The organism is Paenibacillus sp. CMM36 (assembly GCF_053570945.1).
Window position 1 is genome coordinate 639,229 of sequence record NZ_JBSEDY010000002.1, and the last position, 17,184, is coordinate 656,412.

Annotated in this window: 13 protein-coding genes and 1 pseudogene; 2 read left to right on the forward strand and 12 right to left on the reverse strand. The window is 42.9% G+C overall.

The window, feature by feature from the left end; all coding sequences use genetic code 11:
• Positions 1–408: 408 nt before the first annotated feature.
• The 7 genes and pseudogenes from ACWA2B_RS06990 to ACWA2B_RS07020 form a co-directional block, all read right to left on the reverse strand.
• Positions 409–1,788, reverse strand: coding sequence for an FAD-binding oxidoreductase (locus tag ACWA2B_RS06990; RefSeq protein ID WP_449291840.1), 1,380 nt, complete (start codon positions 1,786–1,788; stop codon positions 409–411).
• Between the two features lie 173 nt (positions 1,789–1,961).
• Positions 1,962–3,927, reverse strand: a pseudogene (locus tag ACWA2B_RS06995) (GTP-binding protein).
• Between the two features lie 293 nt (positions 3,928–4,220).
• Entirely contained in the window at positions 4,221–5,876 is a 1,656-nt protein-coding gene (locus ACWA2B_RS07000; RefSeq protein WP_160788372.1) for an ATP-dependent nuclease, read from the reverse strand.
• A 277-nt stretch (positions 5,877–6,153) separates the two neighbouring features.
• Complete coding sequence (locus ACWA2B_RS07005) at positions 6,154–7,020, reverse strand: DNA adenine methylase (RefSeq protein ID WP_160788373.1); 867 nt, start codon at positions 7,018–7,020, stop codon at positions 6,154–6,156.
• Between the two features lie 31 nt (positions 7,021–7,051).
• Positions 7,052–8,626 (reverse strand): hypothetical protein, encoded by a 1,575-nt coding sequence (locus ACWA2B_RS07010; protein ID WP_449291841.1) that lies wholly within the window; start codon positions 8,624–8,626, stop codon positions 7,052–7,054.
• A 210-nt stretch (positions 8,627–8,836) separates the two neighbouring features.
• Positions 8,837–9,316 (reverse strand): 23S rRNA (pseudouridine(1915)-N(3))-methyltransferase RlmH, encoded by a 480-nt coding sequence (gene rlmH, locus ACWA2B_RS07015; RefSeq protein WP_449291842.1) that lies wholly within the window; start codon positions 9,314–9,316, stop codon positions 8,837–8,839.
• 161 nt (positions 9,317–9,477) lie between these two features.
• Complete coding sequence (locus ACWA2B_RS07020) at positions 9,478–10,329, reverse strand: DNA-binding protein (protein WP_209950116.1); 852 nt, start codon at positions 10,327–10,329, stop codon at positions 9,478–9,480.
• Between the two features lie 192 nt (positions 10,330–10,521).
• Here ACWA2B_RS07020 and ACWA2B_RS07025 point away from each other — a divergent pair, with 192 nt between their 5' ends.
• The gene (locus ACWA2B_RS07025; RefSeq protein WP_209950117.1) at positions 10,522–10,866 is read left to right on the forward strand and encodes a helix-turn-helix domain-containing protein; all 345 of its coding nucleotides are present in this window, start codon (positions 10,522–10,524) and stop codon (positions 10,864–10,866) included.
• Positions 10,867–10,947: 81 nt separating this feature from the next.
• On the opposite strand, the gene ACWA2B_RS07030 is transcribed toward ACWA2B_RS07025, so the two are convergent.
• From ACWA2B_RS07030 to ACWA2B_RS07045, 4 genes are all read right to left on the reverse strand, one after another.
• Complete coding sequence (locus ACWA2B_RS07030) at positions 10,948–11,436, reverse strand: DinB family protein (protein WP_449291843.1); 489 nt, start codon at positions 11,434–11,436, stop codon at positions 10,948–10,950.
• Between the two features lie 28 nt (positions 11,437–11,464).
• Complete coding sequence (locus ACWA2B_RS07035) at positions 11,465–12,406, reverse strand: AraC family transcriptional regulator (protein ID WP_449291844.1); 942 nt, start codon at positions 12,404–12,406, stop codon at positions 11,465–11,467.
• A 113-nt stretch (positions 12,407–12,519) separates the two neighbouring features.
• Complete coding sequence (locus ACWA2B_RS07040; protein WP_013373879.1) at positions 12,520–12,687, reverse strand: CxxH/CxxC protein; 168 nt, start codon at positions 12,685–12,687, stop codon at positions 12,520–12,522.
• Positions 12,688–12,792: 105 nt separating this feature from the next.
• The gene (locus ACWA2B_RS07045) at positions 12,793–13,557 is read right to left on the reverse strand and encodes a class I SAM-dependent methyltransferase (RefSeq protein ID WP_449291845.1); all 765 of its coding nucleotides are present in this window, start codon (positions 13,555–13,557) and stop codon (positions 12,793–12,795) included.
• A gap of 211 nt (positions 13,558–13,768) precedes the next feature.
• Between ACWA2B_RS07045 and ACWA2B_RS07050 the strand changes: the two genes are divergently transcribed.
• Entirely contained in the window at positions 13,769–15,490 is a 1,722-nt protein-coding gene (locus ACWA2B_RS07050; protein ID WP_449291846.1) for a cellulase family glycosylhydrolase, read from the forward strand.
• 85 nt (positions 15,491–15,575) lie between these two features.
• Here ACWA2B_RS07050 and ACWA2B_RS07055 read toward each other — a convergent pair whose 3' ends face one another.
• On the reverse strand, positions 15,576–16,811 hold the full coding sequence (locus tag ACWA2B_RS07055) for a S1C family serine protease (RefSeq protein WP_029518925.1): 1,236 nt from the start codon (positions 16,809–16,811) through the stop codon (positions 15,576–15,578).
• Positions 16,812–17,184: the final 373 nt, after the last annotated feature.

Here is a 17,184-nt window from a genome sequence, read left to right on the forward strand (position 1 = left end):
CATTGGTTAGAAGAGTATAAATGGCTGTAAAATTGTTGATGTACGTGGGCAATCTAAATTAATAACACACGTATGTCAAAAGGACTCCTAAAGGCAATACTCCTGACCTAAGAGTCCTCATTCAAAAAATCTGTAAATAAAGCATAATTCAATTTTTTGCACCATCTACAGGCGCTTCAAAACATAAATATATTTATCATATACAAACTATGTAATCTTCCTTCTACGTTGGTAAGTGTATTGGGAAATTACTTTTTCACATACCAAAGGAGTCTAAAATCGCTTGCGAAAGTTCAACTTTTTCGGCGTCTCTTAGGAACGGTTCAGCTTATCGTCGCTATCAGCTAAATTGCTAAAGGAGCTGCCGCCGGCAGCTCCTTGTTTTAATTCGATCTGGTGTGCGTATTGTTATTTTCTGACCTGTTTACCCACCGGAATACTCTGAGCAAAACGAAACACATTATGAGGATCGTACTTTCGTTTCACCTGCTTCAATCTGCCAAAGTTCTCGCCATAATACGCCTTGGGCCAGTTCTTAATCTGCAGATCGGGGAAATTCACATAATCTCCTTTAACAAAGGGACGCAACGCTCTGCGGAACCTTTCCACCCACTGAATATTCCGCTCCTGCTCCCCGTTGTTTCTCCAGCGGGCTGACAGTTCGTAGATTATCTCAGCCTTCCGATGAGGATAGGCCGTTGCAGTAGGCGATACTCGACTTACCGCGCTTCCTGCACCACCTAAGCTCTGACTCCACACGCTAGAATGCCGGTTGGGTGCTTTGGCTAAAAAGTCGCGTATAATTCGTACTCCTTCAGGCGGCAAAGGTTGGAATCCGTAGGCCCCGGTTATTTTAAACTTTGGTTCTAAATTCAGGTCCGATTCGGCAAAAAAATGGGTTGCTTCAATAAAGGGTACTGTCTTCACCATCACCTTCACCGGAGTGCCTGCTCGCAAGAGCGGTCTAATCAATCGACGCAGCTCCTCTGCACCGCCAAGCAATTGCCCAGTAGATACAATGGTTCCTACCTGCTTGGCAGCCACCTCAATGGTTGAGGTTAAGCGGTTCGTGACAGATGGGGCCCAGCGCTGCCAAACCGGTAACACCTTCTCAAGATCACTCCATTTCCACGTAATACTATATATAGAAACTGATGAAATCGGTCTAACCCGAAATGTATATTCTGTAGCAACGCCAAAGTTCCCTCCACCTCCACCTCGTGATGCCCACAACAGATCGGAATGTTTCTTACTGTTTGCCACAATCGTTTTTGCCCCATACCGCCCCGAAGCTACGACCATCTTCACTTGTTTCAAGTTATCGCACGTAAGTCCATATTTGCGGGAAAGAAGTCCAATGCCGCCTCCCAGGGTGAGCCCAGCTGCGCCTACGTCGGGTGCAGTCCCCGCCGGAATTGCCACACGCTTATTCCACAGCTTTTTGTACACACGGGCAAGTGGATTTCCCGTTTGGACAATGGCCACTCTATTTTTTCGATCAACCGTAATCTTATTCATCTCGCTCACATCGATAATAATACCGCCATTTACAGTTGAGAATCCTTCATAACTATGCCGCCCGCTGCGCACTCGCAGCCGTATGCCCCGCTCACGAGCCCATTTGACTGCGTTGATCACATCCTGAGTTCGTTGGCAAAAAACAATGACCCTTGGAAATTTGGAAAAGCGCCTATTGAACTCCATTCTGGCCGTATTGTATGACGGATTGTCTGGAAGTATGATCCTTCCGGTTAATCGTGTACTTTTCTTTTGCAACTTTTGTGCCATCTACTCTACACCATCCCTGCTCATGACATAAGCCTTTCTCATCAGCTTATTCCTATGTAGGGACACCTGTCCTAGTAACGGCAACTGCCCAGTTTATATTGTAAAAGTAGCACATTATTAGATGTACTACTCACGATCATTTCTTAGTTGCTTAGTTTCCTAATAGAGATTATTCAAGGTTCTAATTCAAGGTGCATCTTGGCTTCCGCCTCATCCCATGGCACCGAGTAACCCGCCCCCTTGGCACAAAAGATGGAGGAGGATGTATACAGTGGGTCCGCCCCTTTGAGGTAGCCCATTCGTTCTATGACCTCCTCCGTATTATGGCAGCGGTCGTAGCCGCTGAACACGCAGCGAATACTGCCTCGTCCATGCGTAAAGGATGAAAATTCAGCACTGTAGTTCATGAAAGTCGACACGGGCACCCTGCCCGTGACCACCGCTTGCGTTCCGGTTGTCTGCGGCGGATTAAAAATACCCGAAGCACGCTGAATATCGGACAGTACCCTGCCCATTTCATCGATAGCGACCTTGATTTTGAAATCGTAATAGGGCTCCAGCAGCACGTTGTCCGCCTTCTCCAGACCCTGCCGTAGTGCTCGAAAGGCAGCCTCACGAAAATCGCCGCCATGGGTATGTTCTTTATGCGCGCGGCCCCTCAGTAGCGTAATGTTCACGTCGGTGACCGGCATGCCGGTCAGCAGTCCGTGATGCTCCCGTTCGTAGAGATGATTCCGAATCAGATTCTGATAGCTGATATTCAGATCATCGGCATGACATCTGCTATCGAACATGATACCGTTGCCCCTTGCTCCCGGTTCAATCAGCAAATGCACTTCCGCATAATGCCTGAGCGGTTCGAAGTGACCGTACCCTTTCACAGCCGATTGAATCGTTTCCTTATACAAGATTTCCGGTTGTCCAAAAGAGATAGCAAAGCCAAACCGCTCTCTAACAAGCTGCTCCAGCACTTCCAGTTGAATCAATCCCATGACGCGGATAGAAATCTCCTGCAATTTCTCATCCCAAACGACGTTCAGAGACGGCTCCTCCGCCTCTAGCATGCGAAAAGCACCGAGCACCTTCTGTACATGTATCGAATTGTCGAATAATACCTTCGATTGTAACGTCGGCTCCGAATCGTAAGCTAACTTGTCCGATATCGTCCCCAGGCCTTGTCCAGCCTCGGCGGCGGACAAGCCGGCAACCGCAAACAAATCGCCAGCTTCCACTTGTTCCACCGGCTGCGATTTAAGGCCGTTAAACAAGAAGATGCGCGTAATTTTTTCGTCATATTGAACCCCGCCGCTCTCATAACTAAGCTGTTCTCTCACCTTCAGCCGACCACCCAGCGCCTTAATGAATGTGAGTCTCGCTCCGCCTGCATCGTGCCGAATTTTATAAGCCCGCCCTTGGAACGAAGCATTCTCGTCATAAGTGGTTGTCGTCAGCAGATGCAGCTGATCCAGAAATTCAACGACGCCTGTATCCTGAAGCGCAGAGCCGTAAGCACAGGGGAAGAGAAGACCCGCTGCTATCATCCTCTGCAAGGCCTTCAGCCAAAAGCCGGAATCCTCTTTCCCCCCCCAGGAATGCTTCCAGCAAGGCTTCGACCCGCTCCGCCATGGCCTCCCGCAGCGGCTCACCGACCATGCCGTCAGCGAAGCTTTCTGTAATGCAGCATACTTCCCCCGTCAACTGCTGACGGATTTCGGCCTCGGTCCTGCCTGCATCCGCACCGATCCGATCCGTTTTGTTGATAAAGAAGAACGTCGGAATCCGATGCTTACGCAGCAGCTGCCAGACCGTTTCCGTATGGCCCTGGACACCTTCAACTGCGCTTACAATCAGGATGGCATAATCAATGACCTGAATCGCCCGCTCCATCTCCGGGGAGAAATCGACGTGTCCAGGCGTGTCTATTATGTAATAGCTATCTCCTTTATATTCTATTACCGCCTGGTCTGCGAACACCGTAATGCCCCTTGCCCGCTCGATGTCGTGGCTGTCCAGAAACGCATCCTGATGATCCACCCGTCCCCGCGACCGGATACTGTTCGTATGGTACAGCAGCTGTTCCGCAAAAGTTGTCTTACCTGCATCCACATGGGCGAACAGGCCAATCGTTAGTCGCTTCATAGAATCCCACTTTCAACGCTTCTTGTTAATACTACTCATTTTATTAAAGCATAGAAATCGGGAGAGTGGGTAGGAGTTGGTTTTGAGAGAGGGTCTTTTTTCATAGATAGAAATAAAAGCAACGAGTTACATTTATGATCCTCTTCCTACCATTTTATGGTTATTCAACAAACCTGATAGAATAATTAACTACGGCATCAAAAAAACCTTTGTAGGCTTACAAAATCCTGCGGTCTGTTAGAACCAAATAGTGTACATGATGTAAATTATTATCAGAAGTAAATTTAAGAATATCAAGCATAATTCCATTCATTTGAATTTATTTCATGGAACTCTGCAACTTTTTTAAACATAATATTCAAATCTTTATAAAATTTATTAATCGCACCCACATTTTCCGGGTTATTCACCCAGTGCTTAAACAACAGTTCGAAGAACCGCTCATGTTTAATAAAAGCTTTCTTGCTTAACTCTCTTTTTACACCGTGCGTTGATTTTCCTGTATTTTCAAGATCGATCAAAGTATTTGCAATATTATCAATATCAGGACGAATATTATCCCTGTAATAGACTTTGCCGAAATTTAAATTAAGTATTGTTTCGTCAGTCCAAAAAGCATCATCATTATCAAAGAGCATAACAGAATAATCCATAATCAAATTCTCAGGGGAAGCATTTCCAGGTAGAGTAATCAGATACTTGTTATAATCAGGGCGTTGATCACCGTCTAATACACATATAGACTGCATCGTAGATTTTAACAAATATGTATCGCTAAATATGTTAATTAAGTTTGTTGCTCCAATATTAGCATTTACAAAATGAAAGTATCGTCGAACTTTCGTAAAATTAAGCCTATTTTCAGCAAAATAATCCAAAATAATATTTAAAAAGATTCGAGCTTCATTATCCTCCGTAAATATTGGTATAACTCTACTTATATAAATATCATCATGTGTTTTGCCGTGTAAGAACATTTTTATTTTATAAATATCGGGGGAATCCATCTTGAGTACCGAAGTAATATTGTCAATAAGATAAAGAACGTTCTCTTTTTCCTTTAAAGCGTGTTCCAATAAATATAAACTATGGGTTGTAAATATAACTTGTATCTTAAACTCTGATGAGTATTGCTTTAATAGTTGCATGAGTTGAATTTGTAAAGATGGATGCAAAGTAGCATCAAACTCATCAATCAATAAAATACTTTCTATATCTCGGTTACTCTGAATGCTTTTAAAATAATACTTTAATGAAATTATTGCAGTAATTAATATAAATAGATTATCTTCTCCCGCTGAGATTGTATTTGAATCAATCCCGCTATCATTACTTGAGAAATCAGTACGTGTTTTAATATCACCCATTTTTTGAGGGACCATTGAAGAAATTTTGATTCCTGTGAATTTTTCATACACACTAGCAATTTCATCTTGATATTCAATAGGTAAAGTTTTTTTCAGACCCTCAACAGCTTCATCATTCTGATATTCTCCAAAGGGAACAAGCCTTGACAATCCTAAATATATAATTGGACAGAAAGGTAATGAATCAGATGTACCTGGTTTATATCGTGGCTTAACAGCATATCTATTGGTAATCTTTGATGTATGCTTTCTAAAACTAAGCGGATCTCTGTGATAGTATTCGACATTAAACAAAATACCCTTATGCCCATTAGCTGGATCATTATATGTTTTATCCCCACGACTAAGGCTTTCTATTTTAGGATTAGTGATGCTATTGATTTTCTTAATAGTATCTAAGCAAGAACCATTATCTATCCAATCACAATTTTTCGTAGGCGCTTGAAAAGAGTTACTGATTATATGTAATAAAGAAGTCTTACAAGTTCCATTAGTACCAGAAATTATATTAATTTTATTTGAAAACTCGAAATCAAGGTTTTTAATTTTTCTATATTGAAAAACCGATATTTTTTTTACCATTACTAATCTCCTTTGCAAATTATGAAGCCTACCAATTTCGACAAAATGTAACTCACTTGCGTAAATTATACTACATAATAACCCATCCATTACAACTCAACTTGTAAATGAATTTTTGATTACGATGTACTTTTCATGTCTTTTCTCAATTGTTGGACTGCATTCAACAATTGAGGTATAAAATATTGATAGACCCTTCACATAATAGAAGGGCCTTGGTTTAGGTTTAGTGTTCGTATTGTATTTAAATCCTTTAATTAATTTTAATTATATATCACTATTCTTCAAATATAACCTTGCCGTAAGATTCAACACGGGTTCTTTTATTATGAAATAAATACTCTTTCTCTTTTCGAGTCTTTCTTGCTGAATATTGAAGAGTGTATGTTTTCCTAGAACAAGCTCCATATATTTTAGATATCTCTTCTTCGAAATCATAAGTTGTTATCCAATGATAATTATCTAAACTTATGATTTCATCAGCTAGAGACTTGTGGTCATCGTGGGTAAAAAAATTAGTATAAAGATTTTTCCCTTGTTTGTAATAGGGAGGATCAAAAAAAATAAATGTATTTTGAGTGTCCATTTTTTCTTTTATTATATTTCTAATAAATATTAAAGCATCATAATTGTACAGCAAAATAGCATGTCTCATTTTAGATATATCAGAAATTTTTTTAATAAGAGAGACCTTATTAAACCGGCAATCCAATTTATAGTCACCTGACTGATTATGCCCTCCAATGGGACCTCCTGTTATTATTCCTGAATTGTTAGTACGATTTAAAAAGAATGTTGCAAAGCCTAGCTTAAGCAAGTCTGATTCATCCTTCTTAGTATAGATTTCCTTCTGCTTGTACCATTCTTTCATATTAATTGGGGTTTCTAATATAAACTGAATAAAATCATTAGTGTTATTTAAAACTGAGTACCACATAGCATAAATAGCTATATCAAAATCATTTATGATAATATTGGTCACTTTATTTTTCAGAAGCAATTCTATAGCTATCCCTGCCCCTCCTGCGAAGGGCTCAATATAAGTTGCATTAGCTATATTGTTATACAGCAACAATTGTTCCACAAATTTTGTCATCTGAGATTTCCCACCAGGATATCGCAGTGGAGACAAAGTAGTTGGCATTAAATCACCCCAAGGCCTATATCTTTTACTACTAGATATGACTATTCAAATTTTCTATCATGTGCTTCACAAACAATCTCCATCTTCGTTCAATATCCCATAAAATATCTGGTGAAGGTAGATTATACTTCCCATGTGTAATTGAATTTAATTCATCGTGGTCCTTTTTCCCAAAAGCTACATTTATAGTTCTCTGATAATTTTGATTAATATTTTGCAAAGATTTATTACTTACACAATAATTCAATAAATCGGTCATAGACGGATCCTTCTCCGGTTTCTTCCATTCATTAAAAAGTCCATTTTTTATTAAATACTCTTGTAATGTACATTCCAAGAGAGTGCGAGTCAAATACGTTGCACTTAACGTATAGGTAGAAACTCTCAATCTATGTAATTCATAGAGAGATCTTTTAATCCCTGGATGTTGCCCATAATATATAATACCCTGAAACAAAAAAGAGATACTTTCAGGTTTTTGTTGCTTTAAGTTGTCTAAAGGATTTGGCTGTGATTCAGGACTTAAGTGCAATGTTAGTTGTTCTTCCTGATTATCAGGTTTTTCATTAGGTTGTCTGGCAGTTGGCTCTTCTAAGACAGTTCTACCTTCCGGCTTGACCAGCTCCTCTATGACTGGCCTGTCCTCTGGCTTGACTAGCTCCTCTACGACTGGTCTATCCTCCGGCTTGACCGGCTCCTCTACGACTGGTCTATCCTTCGGCTTGACTAGCTCCTCTACGACTGGTCTATCCTTCGGCTTGACCGGCTCCTCTATGACTGGTTCGTCCTCTGGCTTCACTGGATCCTCTAAATCTGATATTAAGCTTCGCCAATTTTCGTTTTTAATGAAATAGTTGTTATAGAAGCTTTCTCGGTCTTCTTTGTAGTAAACATCACTTACAGTAATCTTCTTACTTTTTATAAGTTTTAGAATATAATAGATCTTTTTTTCACTATCACTATTAACTAGTTTTATTTCAGGCAACTTTTTATCAATTATGACCCCTAAACGGGTTCTCAAATCAGGATCACTGAATATACGTTCCATTGTTGAAAGAGACCGTTCAACTTTGAGTATGTTATCTAAGAATTCAATCAAATAAATTTTATAGTCGTCATTCATAAATCTATTCTGTGCCTTATAATCCCAAGGAAGACGCCCAGCACCGTTGTTCTCCCCAGTATGCTTGTTTTGAATAGTTCTTTTCATTAAAGATTCTTCAGCAGGAATATCATATATAACACAATCAACAGTCGAGATAGGTGTATAGTTAAAATCTGCTTTTATTTTTTTTATACGGTTAATCAATCGACCTCTATTATCAATATCAAGAGGTAAGAGCTCAGGGGTATTCAGTAGTTTTATGCAAGTAACACGTCTATTACCATCCATTACTAGATATTTATTTGGTGCTCCATTTCCAACAATAATTATTCGCTCTGATATTTCAAAACCATATTCAGCAATTGATTTCATTAGATTAAAAAGTTTTTTTTCATTCTTGAACAGTATTTTTATTGCCGCAGCCTCATCTTCTTGAGATTCATCTCTTGGATTATCCTCATTTATGTAAAGATCGTCAATTTTAATAACCTTAGGCTTCAATACACTTTCCTCTCTTCCTAATAAAAATAGGCCCTAAGCCTTTTTCCTGTGTATTAAATAATACCATAAAAGTAGCGTTTAGATATTTTAATCTCCCAAACAGAGAAAGGTGCTATTTTGAATCTTTCCCTTAATTTCAACAATTTTCGATGCCCTCTTTTAAACAAAACATTCATAGCTTCTCACCCGTTTCCTAGCGAAAATTTCGCCCTACTTATGATACGGTTCCCCTCGATTTATCTTCACCGCCCGATAAATCTGTTCCACTAGCACCAATCGCATCAGCTGATGTGGCAAAGTCATCCTTCCGAAGCTCAGCTTCTGCTGGGCACGGTGGAGGACTTCGTCAGAGAGACCATGACTGCCACCAATGACGAAGACAACATGGCTTGTACCGTAGGTACCGAGCTTGTCCAATTCCTCTGCGAGTTCTTCCGAGCTCCACAGTTTGCCGTCGATGGCGAGCACAATCACGTGTGCTTCGCTTTTCACATGAGCCAGGATACGCTCACCCTCTCGCTCCTTAACCTGTCGAACCTCCGCCTCACTCAGTGTGTCTGGAGCCTTTTCGTCCGCTACTTCGATCATTTGAAACTTGATGTATGGCCCCAGCCGTTTAGCGTATTCCTGAATGCCCATGACCAAATACTTCTCTTTTAACTTCCCCACACCTATAAGTTGAATAAACAAATTCCATACCCCTATCTATGTCGAATGATAATGTAAAATCGTAATTACGATCCCTAACTTAAAAACATACCTGTAACATAGTTATTTTAGCACCTGAAACGTCTCTTACCTATCTATTTCCTCTCCACTACGAGCCTATTCCCTGTTCAGATTATAGCGGATCATTCATTTATGCTCTTCACAATGAAATGCCTATCCGTTTCATATTCATCAAGACACTGCACTAGCATCTGCCGATATTCGCTGATTTGTTCAGCTTTCGCAGACTCGCGCAGGGACTCAAACAATGCTGTACATTTCTTGAAATTACGATCGTTACCCGACTGATCGGCTAGTTGCATCGCCTGCACAGTAAGCTTCACCGCATCCTGTAACCTATCATACTTCCGATAGTACAAAGCCAAATGAAAGCAGTAGCTATAATAGTAAGATACATTCTCTGCATCTTCATAATTCCCGAATTCATCAATCTGCTCTGCAAACGTATGTAAAATATCCCCTACATCCAAATGATACATAAGCGCTGCCTGTAAAATGGTATTCAGTCCCGGTAATATTTCCTCTAGATTATCCTGCAAAAAGGCTACGTATTCCTCGATCAGCTCTATATTTCCAGACAAAATATCTACTGCATATAAATTAGTTTTGGCTAAAAACCTGAACTCCTCGACAACCTGAATGTCTTCTTCCTTTAAATCCTCCATCCACCCCAGCTCAGCATACTTATAGATACACTCCCTTGCCTGCTCATATGTACCCTGGTTCTGGTGAGCCATTCCACACATCAGGTGACTGAGCCCGAAATAATATACCAACGGACGTTCTAAATGGACATGCGGGATGGGTAATTTCATTGCTTTATGATACTGCCGTTCTTCATAGATACGCTGTACACATTGGTACAAAATATCCGCCGTCTCCATCACCTTTTTCCAGTTTTCAAAAGCCACAGCCATCTCTAACATTTCAACAATGATGTCCGGTTTGAGTGATTTCAGGATAGAAGTTCGCAAAGAGGGTTCCTCCTTTAAAATGACTAGGATAAAAAGCACTCGCTCTTAATATATTCCTTTGTGAAACTCCAAATAAGTAGTACAATAAATTAACTATAGTACTTAATCGCAGTTTTTTCAATAAATTTTACCGCCTTTATGTCTCTGCTAATTACATCGATACTCTCCTAACCTTTAGGAGAGGTGGCTAATATGACAAAATTACGGAATTCGGTTGGAGAAAGAATTAGAACGATTCGGAAGGCTAAGGGATTAACACAGCAACAACTTGCGGAACTTTCAGGATTAGATGATGCATATATTGGATCGGTAGAGCGTGGCGAAAGAAACTTTTCTATTGATACCTTGGAGAAAGTGTTAACTGCCTTAAACGTGTCTATCAGTGAATTGATGTTTTCCAAAGAACATATGACTAAAGACGAAACGATTCGGCAAGAGGCAGTAGATGAATTTGTCGCGTTGACCAGCAGATTGAATGAGGAGCAAATCGGCATTCTCAGACGAGTTAGTAAAGAAGTTTCACGCGCGTTCGACTAAGCCATTCCATCCTAAAAATCTTTGAATAAAACCAAAAAAGAGCACCGCATAGGTGCCCTCCGTAAACCTTCACAAAAATACTCAAGCGTACAACATAAAAAAGCTCACTTCATGTCCCAATTGCTTCAGATAATTATAAATCTGCGAACGATGATGGAACACATGGGTCACGGTCTCAATCTGCCATTGAACCTGCAAATGTCCATGCTCCATATAGAAAGCTTTCGTCGAACGATTCAGATAATCTTCTTCGCTAAGCGAAAGAATGTAAGTCTTATAAGCCTCAAAATTCTCCCTGAAAGTCGTAGCCAAGCGCTCGGGATCTTCCACCCCGGACAGGCTACTTTCAATGCTTCCCACTTCACCCTCAGACTTCTCCTGCATGATCGCAAGATCCGAAGCTGGAATAAGCACAAAGTGATGTACTAACTCCAGCAGCGAGCGGAAATTGTCCTGCGGGCGAAAACTCCAATCCTCTGGACGTATTTTACGGATCAAGGCTTCCCCCGTCCGTACTCCGGTCTCCAGCTCATTTAGCAGATGATCGCGAACTTGCAGCGTTCCACTCATATTTACATCTCTCCTTTGCCATTCTTCTTCATATTTTAAGTATAGCCGAGGTCCCGGAACGTGTATTGTAAAAATCGGACAACTTCCGAAAGTCTTTAGCCGCAGTAAGCGGGGAAGCTCCATAAAATTTGCGAAAGTCATGGATCAGATGCGCCTGGTCGAAAAAACTGTGCTTCAATGCCAGCTCCGTCCAATCCAGACTCCCGCCGCTTTGGATACTGCGTAGAACGCTCTGGAAGCGGACGACTTCACTGAACTTCTTGGGGCTGATCCCAATCCATTGGCCAAACTTGCGGTTAAGCTGTCTTTCACTGATCGTCTCACGCTCCGCAAGCTCCTTAACCCCCACACTCCCACCGCTCACAAAGATGCGATGCAGCAAGTTTTTCATCAGGTCACAATCGTTCGTGCGTTGGCGCAGCAGAAGCTGGTTAAGATACTCATCCATTATGCGCACCCGTTCATTGAAATTCTGCGCTTCCATAATGCGCTCACCTATGACGGCGATGCTTTCGGGCCAGAGATCTTCCAAGTGATAATTACCGCCTGTAAACAAGTGAGTCGGCATCCCGTGAAAATAATGCGCACCGCCCGGAAAAAATCGCACCGCAAAAATACGTGTCTCGGACCCTACTTGTCTGGTAGACACGAACGGGTTCGTAAATGTCCCGCAGTACGAGAGTTCCTGACGCTTACTCACCGAGTCGTATTCTAATAGAATATCCGTACAACCATCAGGTAATACCCGATCCACTGCCTCTTCTTCCTCCATCCAACTCAATGAAGCTGCGTCTTTATCCGATACTGCCACATTCTCTTCAGAAACTTCTCTAGTAGCCGGACCGGACTCCCAATAACAGGCTACGTAAGCTCTCAGCGCAGCAGACGGCTTTTGTTCGATATAATACGTGGAGAGATCACTTCCATTGACTTGAAGCGGACGAAACAGTGAATGCAGCAAAGGGTCCATCCATCGTTCACTCCTGTCTCAGTAGTGATGGGAATAAATATAGCTCTATGTATGTAATAAATCCTGGTATACAAAAAGGACGTTTCTGCCCGAAACGCCCGTGCTTGTTTTTTTTAGACGACCAAGAACTCGGCTTTCTTCTCACATTCCTTGCACTTCACTGGAGGGTCCCAATCCGAAAATTTCGTTTCCTTGAGATCGACGACATCCGGTGCATCCTCGTATTCATCGACGAACATATCAATTGCCAGTTCCACATGCTCTTTACATACCACGTACATTCCAGTTGCATCCCTTTCCGTTTGAAGCTCTTCCTGTTGTAAGTGTGTCAAAACTGCCTTCTTTTGTTCTACCACACTTGACGCGGAAAGGAAAGGGCTTGCCCACTATCCCTGACGTTTGGTCTTAAAAATGAGGAAATTACTGACGTTCAGGTCTTCACGGAAATGGGGAAATTTGTCCAGCATGTCAGCAGACGGCTTCGGTTCGATCATCCCATCCAACAACAAACCCGCCTCAACAATGGTCTGTACATAGCTGCCCAGCGTACGGTGAAAATACAAAAGCTTTTCCTCCTGATCATAAGGAATGGCTTGCTCCAGGGGGCCTTCGTTGAAATATTGATCCACTTTCCAATACAGCTTTTTCCCTGTCTCATCCTTCACCCATCCACTCTGCGGCGTCAGAAAGCACGGATGCAGAATAGAAAAAATAAAGCTACCTCCTGGAACTAATAACCGCCGCATTTCGGCAATCGCCTGCTCATAATGAGCCAAGTCCTGTATGACCATATTGGACACGATCAGATCAAAGCTCTGGTCCCCGAACATCTCCAGCTTCTCCAGATTGCCATGGTGATATGTAATTCCCAACGCTGATGGCGTTCGCTCTTTGGCTAGCCTCAGCATCTCTGTCGAGTAATCGACAGCCTCTACCAAAGCACCCGCCTTGGCCATTTTCCGGCTTAGATAACCTTCGCCACAGCCGGCATCCAGCACTTTTTTTCCCTCGAGGGGTCCCATACAGGCTTGCAATGCCGGATTCAGCAGTACTTCGCGAGATCGATCTCCTTCCTCCGTGTACTTGGCCGTAAAGTTTTCTGCATGCATATCCCAGCGTCGAATGGCCTCTTCCGTGTCCCACTTATTCATATTCATCTCCTTCTTTCTTTTGTATTTGGATTTTGTAGGGCCATAGATTCTACACTCATTTCTGTATTTTTTCAATAATAACGCTTACAAATTTAAAATATCTAATAAACACATGATTTTTACATGAATTATACAGGTATTCCATATTCAAATAGTATGGTAGTGTTTATTAGAAAGCGCTTTCAAAAATAACTTTGTAAAGGGGCCTGTTATGTTAAAACGAAGACCCGTTTCATTGCTGTCGTTGACGCTTGCCATCACCCTATTATTATCTACGTTCGCATCCGTTGCCGCTGCTGCCGAATCTGACGGACAAGCACCACAAGCTGCGGCTGCGAGCAGCATGCAATCGTATGTGGAAGCCATGCAGCCTGGATGGAATTTGGGAAATTCTCTGGATGCTGTCGGGGCAGACGAGACAGCCTGGGGTAATCCGCGCATTACTCAGGCGTTGATTCAGCAAATTGCTGCCCAAGGGTACAAAAGCATACGCATCCCCGTCACCTGGGATAAGCACATTGGAGCCGCACCGACCTATACCGTTGAGTCTTCCTACATGAACCGTGTGGAAGAGGTTGTTCGCTGGGCACTGGACGCCAATCTGTACGTCATGATCAATGTCCATCATGATTCATGGACGTGGGTAAGCAGTATGGAACCCAAACATGATGAGGTGCTGGCTCGCTATAACGCATTATGGACACAAATTGCCCCGCGCTTTAAAGATCAGCCTAACAAGCTGATGTTTGAAAGCATTAACGAACCTCGTTTCTCCGAAGGAGGGACTACGGATGAAGCGAAAATGAACCAGATGCTCCAGGAACTGAATATATCCTTCCACAAAATTGTCCGTGCTTCTGGCGGTAAAAATGCCACTCGTCCCCTTGTTCTGCCTGGTTTGGACACCGCACCTGCTCAGACCAAAATCAATGAGCTGTACAACACGATAACCAAGCTGAACGATCCCAACCTGATTGCCACCGTCCACTATTATGGTTATTGGCCTTTCAGTGTAAATATTGCAGGCCATACTACTTTTGATAAAGATACTAAAAACGATATCATCCAAACCTTTGATAACGTCTATAACACCTTTGTAGCCAAGGGGATTCCGGTCATTGTCGGTGAATATGGCCTGCTCGGCTTCGATAAACATACAGGCGTGATTGAACAGGGCGAAAAGCTAAAATTCTTCGAGTTTTTGACCTATTATATGAAGGAGAAGAAAATAACAGGCATACTCTGGGATAACGGCCAGCATTTTAATCGCACAACGTACAAATGGTCTGACCCTGAACTCTTTAATGTCATTAAGTCCAGCCTAAAAGGACGCTCCTCCAATGCAGACTGTGACCTCATTCACTTGAAGAAAGGCACCTCTGCTCAGGACACCAAGGTCACCTTAAACCTGAACGGCAATCAGCTGAACACACTCAGTGCTAACAGCAAGCAACTAACACAGGGCACCGACTATACGCTGAGCGGAGACATATTAACCTTCAAAGCCAGCTTGCTCACCAGCCTGACCACTTCCGGTAAATATGGGGAGAATGCCGCCATTACCGCTAAGTTTAACAAGGGGGCAGACTGGAATTTTAGAGTCGTCGTGTATGATACCCCAAAATTAAGTGCTGTCGAAGGGACTACTCAAGCCTTTACCATTCCAACAGACTTCCGTGGTAGCCAGCTTGCCACGATGGAAGCCGTGTATACGAATGGTGGTAATGCCGGTCCACAGGATTGGACACCTTATAAAGAATTTGGCAATACCTTTTCCCCTGCCTATGATGCCAATGGGATCAAGCTATTGCCTGAATTTTTTAATAGTGTAAAAGATGGTGAAGTCACGCTGAAGTTCCACTTCTGGAGCGGCGATGTGGTGACATACAAGATCACTAAGAGCGGAACCCGTGTAACGGGAACGACATCTTAATCTAAGGCGCAGCAGAAGATCGAAAAAGGCGTTCCCGGAACTAAGCCGGTGAACGCCTTTTTATAGTTAAGCCTATAATCATACCTTAGCCTTCCGGCTTATCTGTTAATTTTAACGTCATCGTTTCTTCCTTGCCTGCCCGGTAAAAAGTAACTTTCAGCTCATCGCCAATTTTCTTGTTATCGTACAAGTAGCGACGCAAATCAAGCGTAGAGTTAATCGGTTCGCTATCAAACGCTGTAATGACATCGTTCAGCTTCAAGCCAGCCTCTTTGGCAGGACCGTGGGCTTCCAGAACGACTGCTCCATTCTTCACGCTGTCCGGCAGCTTGAGCTCCTTGCGCTGAGTTTCATCCAGCGGTGCATATTCATTATTGAGATCGACCGTGTATACCCCCAGATAAGGGCGGGTGATCTTGCCGTCCTCAACCAGTTCATTCACCGTTTTCATTACCTCATTGGCGGGAATAGCGAAACCAAGTCCCTCAACACCAGTATCAGCGATTTTCATCGTATTGATGCCAATCACACGTCCGTCCAGATCGACCAGCGCGCCGCCGCTGTTTCCCTCATTAATCGCCGCATCGGTCTGGATGACATGCTGCTCCCAGTCATATACCCCATCCTGATTAATGGAAATCGGAATGATGCGATTCGTATAGCTTACTATACCGGAGGTAAGCGTATCTCCCAAGCCAAGCGGGTTGCCAATAGCAATGACCGTTTCACCCAGACGAAGTTTGCTGGAGTCGCCGATATCCGCTACTGTGCTAATGCCTTTATCGTCAACTGCCAGTACCGCGATATCACTAATGCGATCCTTCCCGATCAGCTTTGCCTCTTTTCTGACACCGTCTACCGTTACAATATCCAGATCATCTGATCCTTCGACCACATGGTTATTCGTCATAATGAAGGCTTTGCCCGAACTCACTCGGAAAATGACACCCGATCCAAGCGCGGATTGTTCCGTACTTTTACCCTCTTCATCTTTCAGATTCACGATGCTAACGACGGCTGGGCGCACCTTGGCTGCCGCCTGCACAATCCGGTCATACGGGTCACCCGCTGCTTGCCGCAAGGGATAGTGACTGGCTCCGCTTACCGCTGTAGTGGAGGGCAGACCTGTAATAAAACTGAACAGAAGCACGGCAATCACTGCACTGACTGCACCGCTAATGACAGCAGCTTGCACCGGACTTACTCCACGCTTCCTGTGTGGCCAACGTCCCCGTCCTCCACGGCGTGCCTTAAATGCCATTTTTTTAGCCGCACGTGTGGATACCTTCGTTGAATAAAAATCGTCCTCAAACAAGCCCATGCTAATCCTCTCCCCTTCGTTGTCATGCACCGACACTCACTAAAAAATTAGGGCTATTCGGGCTTGCGCCAACCTATGCTACAGAGAACCTGCTCCGTTGAACATCTCAAATGGATTGAATATCCCTTATCATCGGAATCCAGCAACCAATCGTTCCGGCCTACTTATTAATCACCACAAATGGTGCCTTCCTAAGCAACCGAATCTCATAAATTAGCATACACGCCGAATCTGACTCCGAATAGAGGAAAAAAGAGGAATGATTTCCAAACCAATGGACTACAATAGTAACAAGTCTTCTATTCTATTACAAAATGATCGTCTCATAGAGACGTTCTGGCCTGTTCCCGTCCGCTTAAAGCTGCCTATACTT

Bases quoted from the DNA above. Each gene is read 5' to 3' on its own strand.
- ACWA2B_RS06990 (WP_449291840.1), bottom strand. From the start codon at position 1,788: ATGGCACAAAAGTTGCAAAAGAAAAGTACACGATTAACCGGAAGGATC.
- ACWA2B_RS07050 (WP_449291846.1), top strand. From the start codon at position 13,769: ATGTTAAAACGAAGACCCGTTTCATTGCTGTCGTTGACGCTTGCCATC.
- ACWA2B_RS07055 (WP_029518925.1), bottom strand. From the start codon at position 16,811: ATGGGCTTGTTTGAGGACGATTTTTATTCAACGAAGGTATCCACACGT.
- ACWA2B_RS07025 (WP_209950117.1), top strand. From the start codon at position 10,522: ATGACAAAATTACGGAATTCGGTTGGAGAAAGAATTAGAACGATTCGG.
- ACWA2B_RS07040 (WP_013373879.1), bottom strand. From the start codon at position 12,687: ATGTACGTGGTATGTAAAGAGCATGTGGAACTGGCAATTGATATGTTC.
- ACWA2B_RS07000 (WP_160788372.1), bottom strand. From the start codon at position 5,876: ATGGTAAAAAAAATATCGGTTTTTCAATATAGAAAAATTAAAAACCTT.
- ACWA2B_RS07030 (WP_449291843.1), bottom strand. From the start codon at position 11,436: ATGAGTGGAACGCTGCAAGTTCGCGATCATCTGCTAAATGAGCTGGAG.
- ACWA2B_RS07045 (WP_449291845.1), bottom strand. From the start codon at position 13,557: ATGAATAAGTGGGACACGGAAGAGGCCATTCGACGCTGGGATATGCAT.
- ACWA2B_RS07005 (WP_160788373.1), bottom strand. From the start codon at position 7,020: ATGCCAACTACTTTGTCTCCACTGCGATATCCTGGTGGGAAATCTCAG.
- ACWA2B_RS07035 (WP_449291844.1), bottom strand. From the start codon at position 12,406: ATGGACCCTTTGCTGCATTCACTGTTTCGTCCGCTTCAAGTCAATGGA.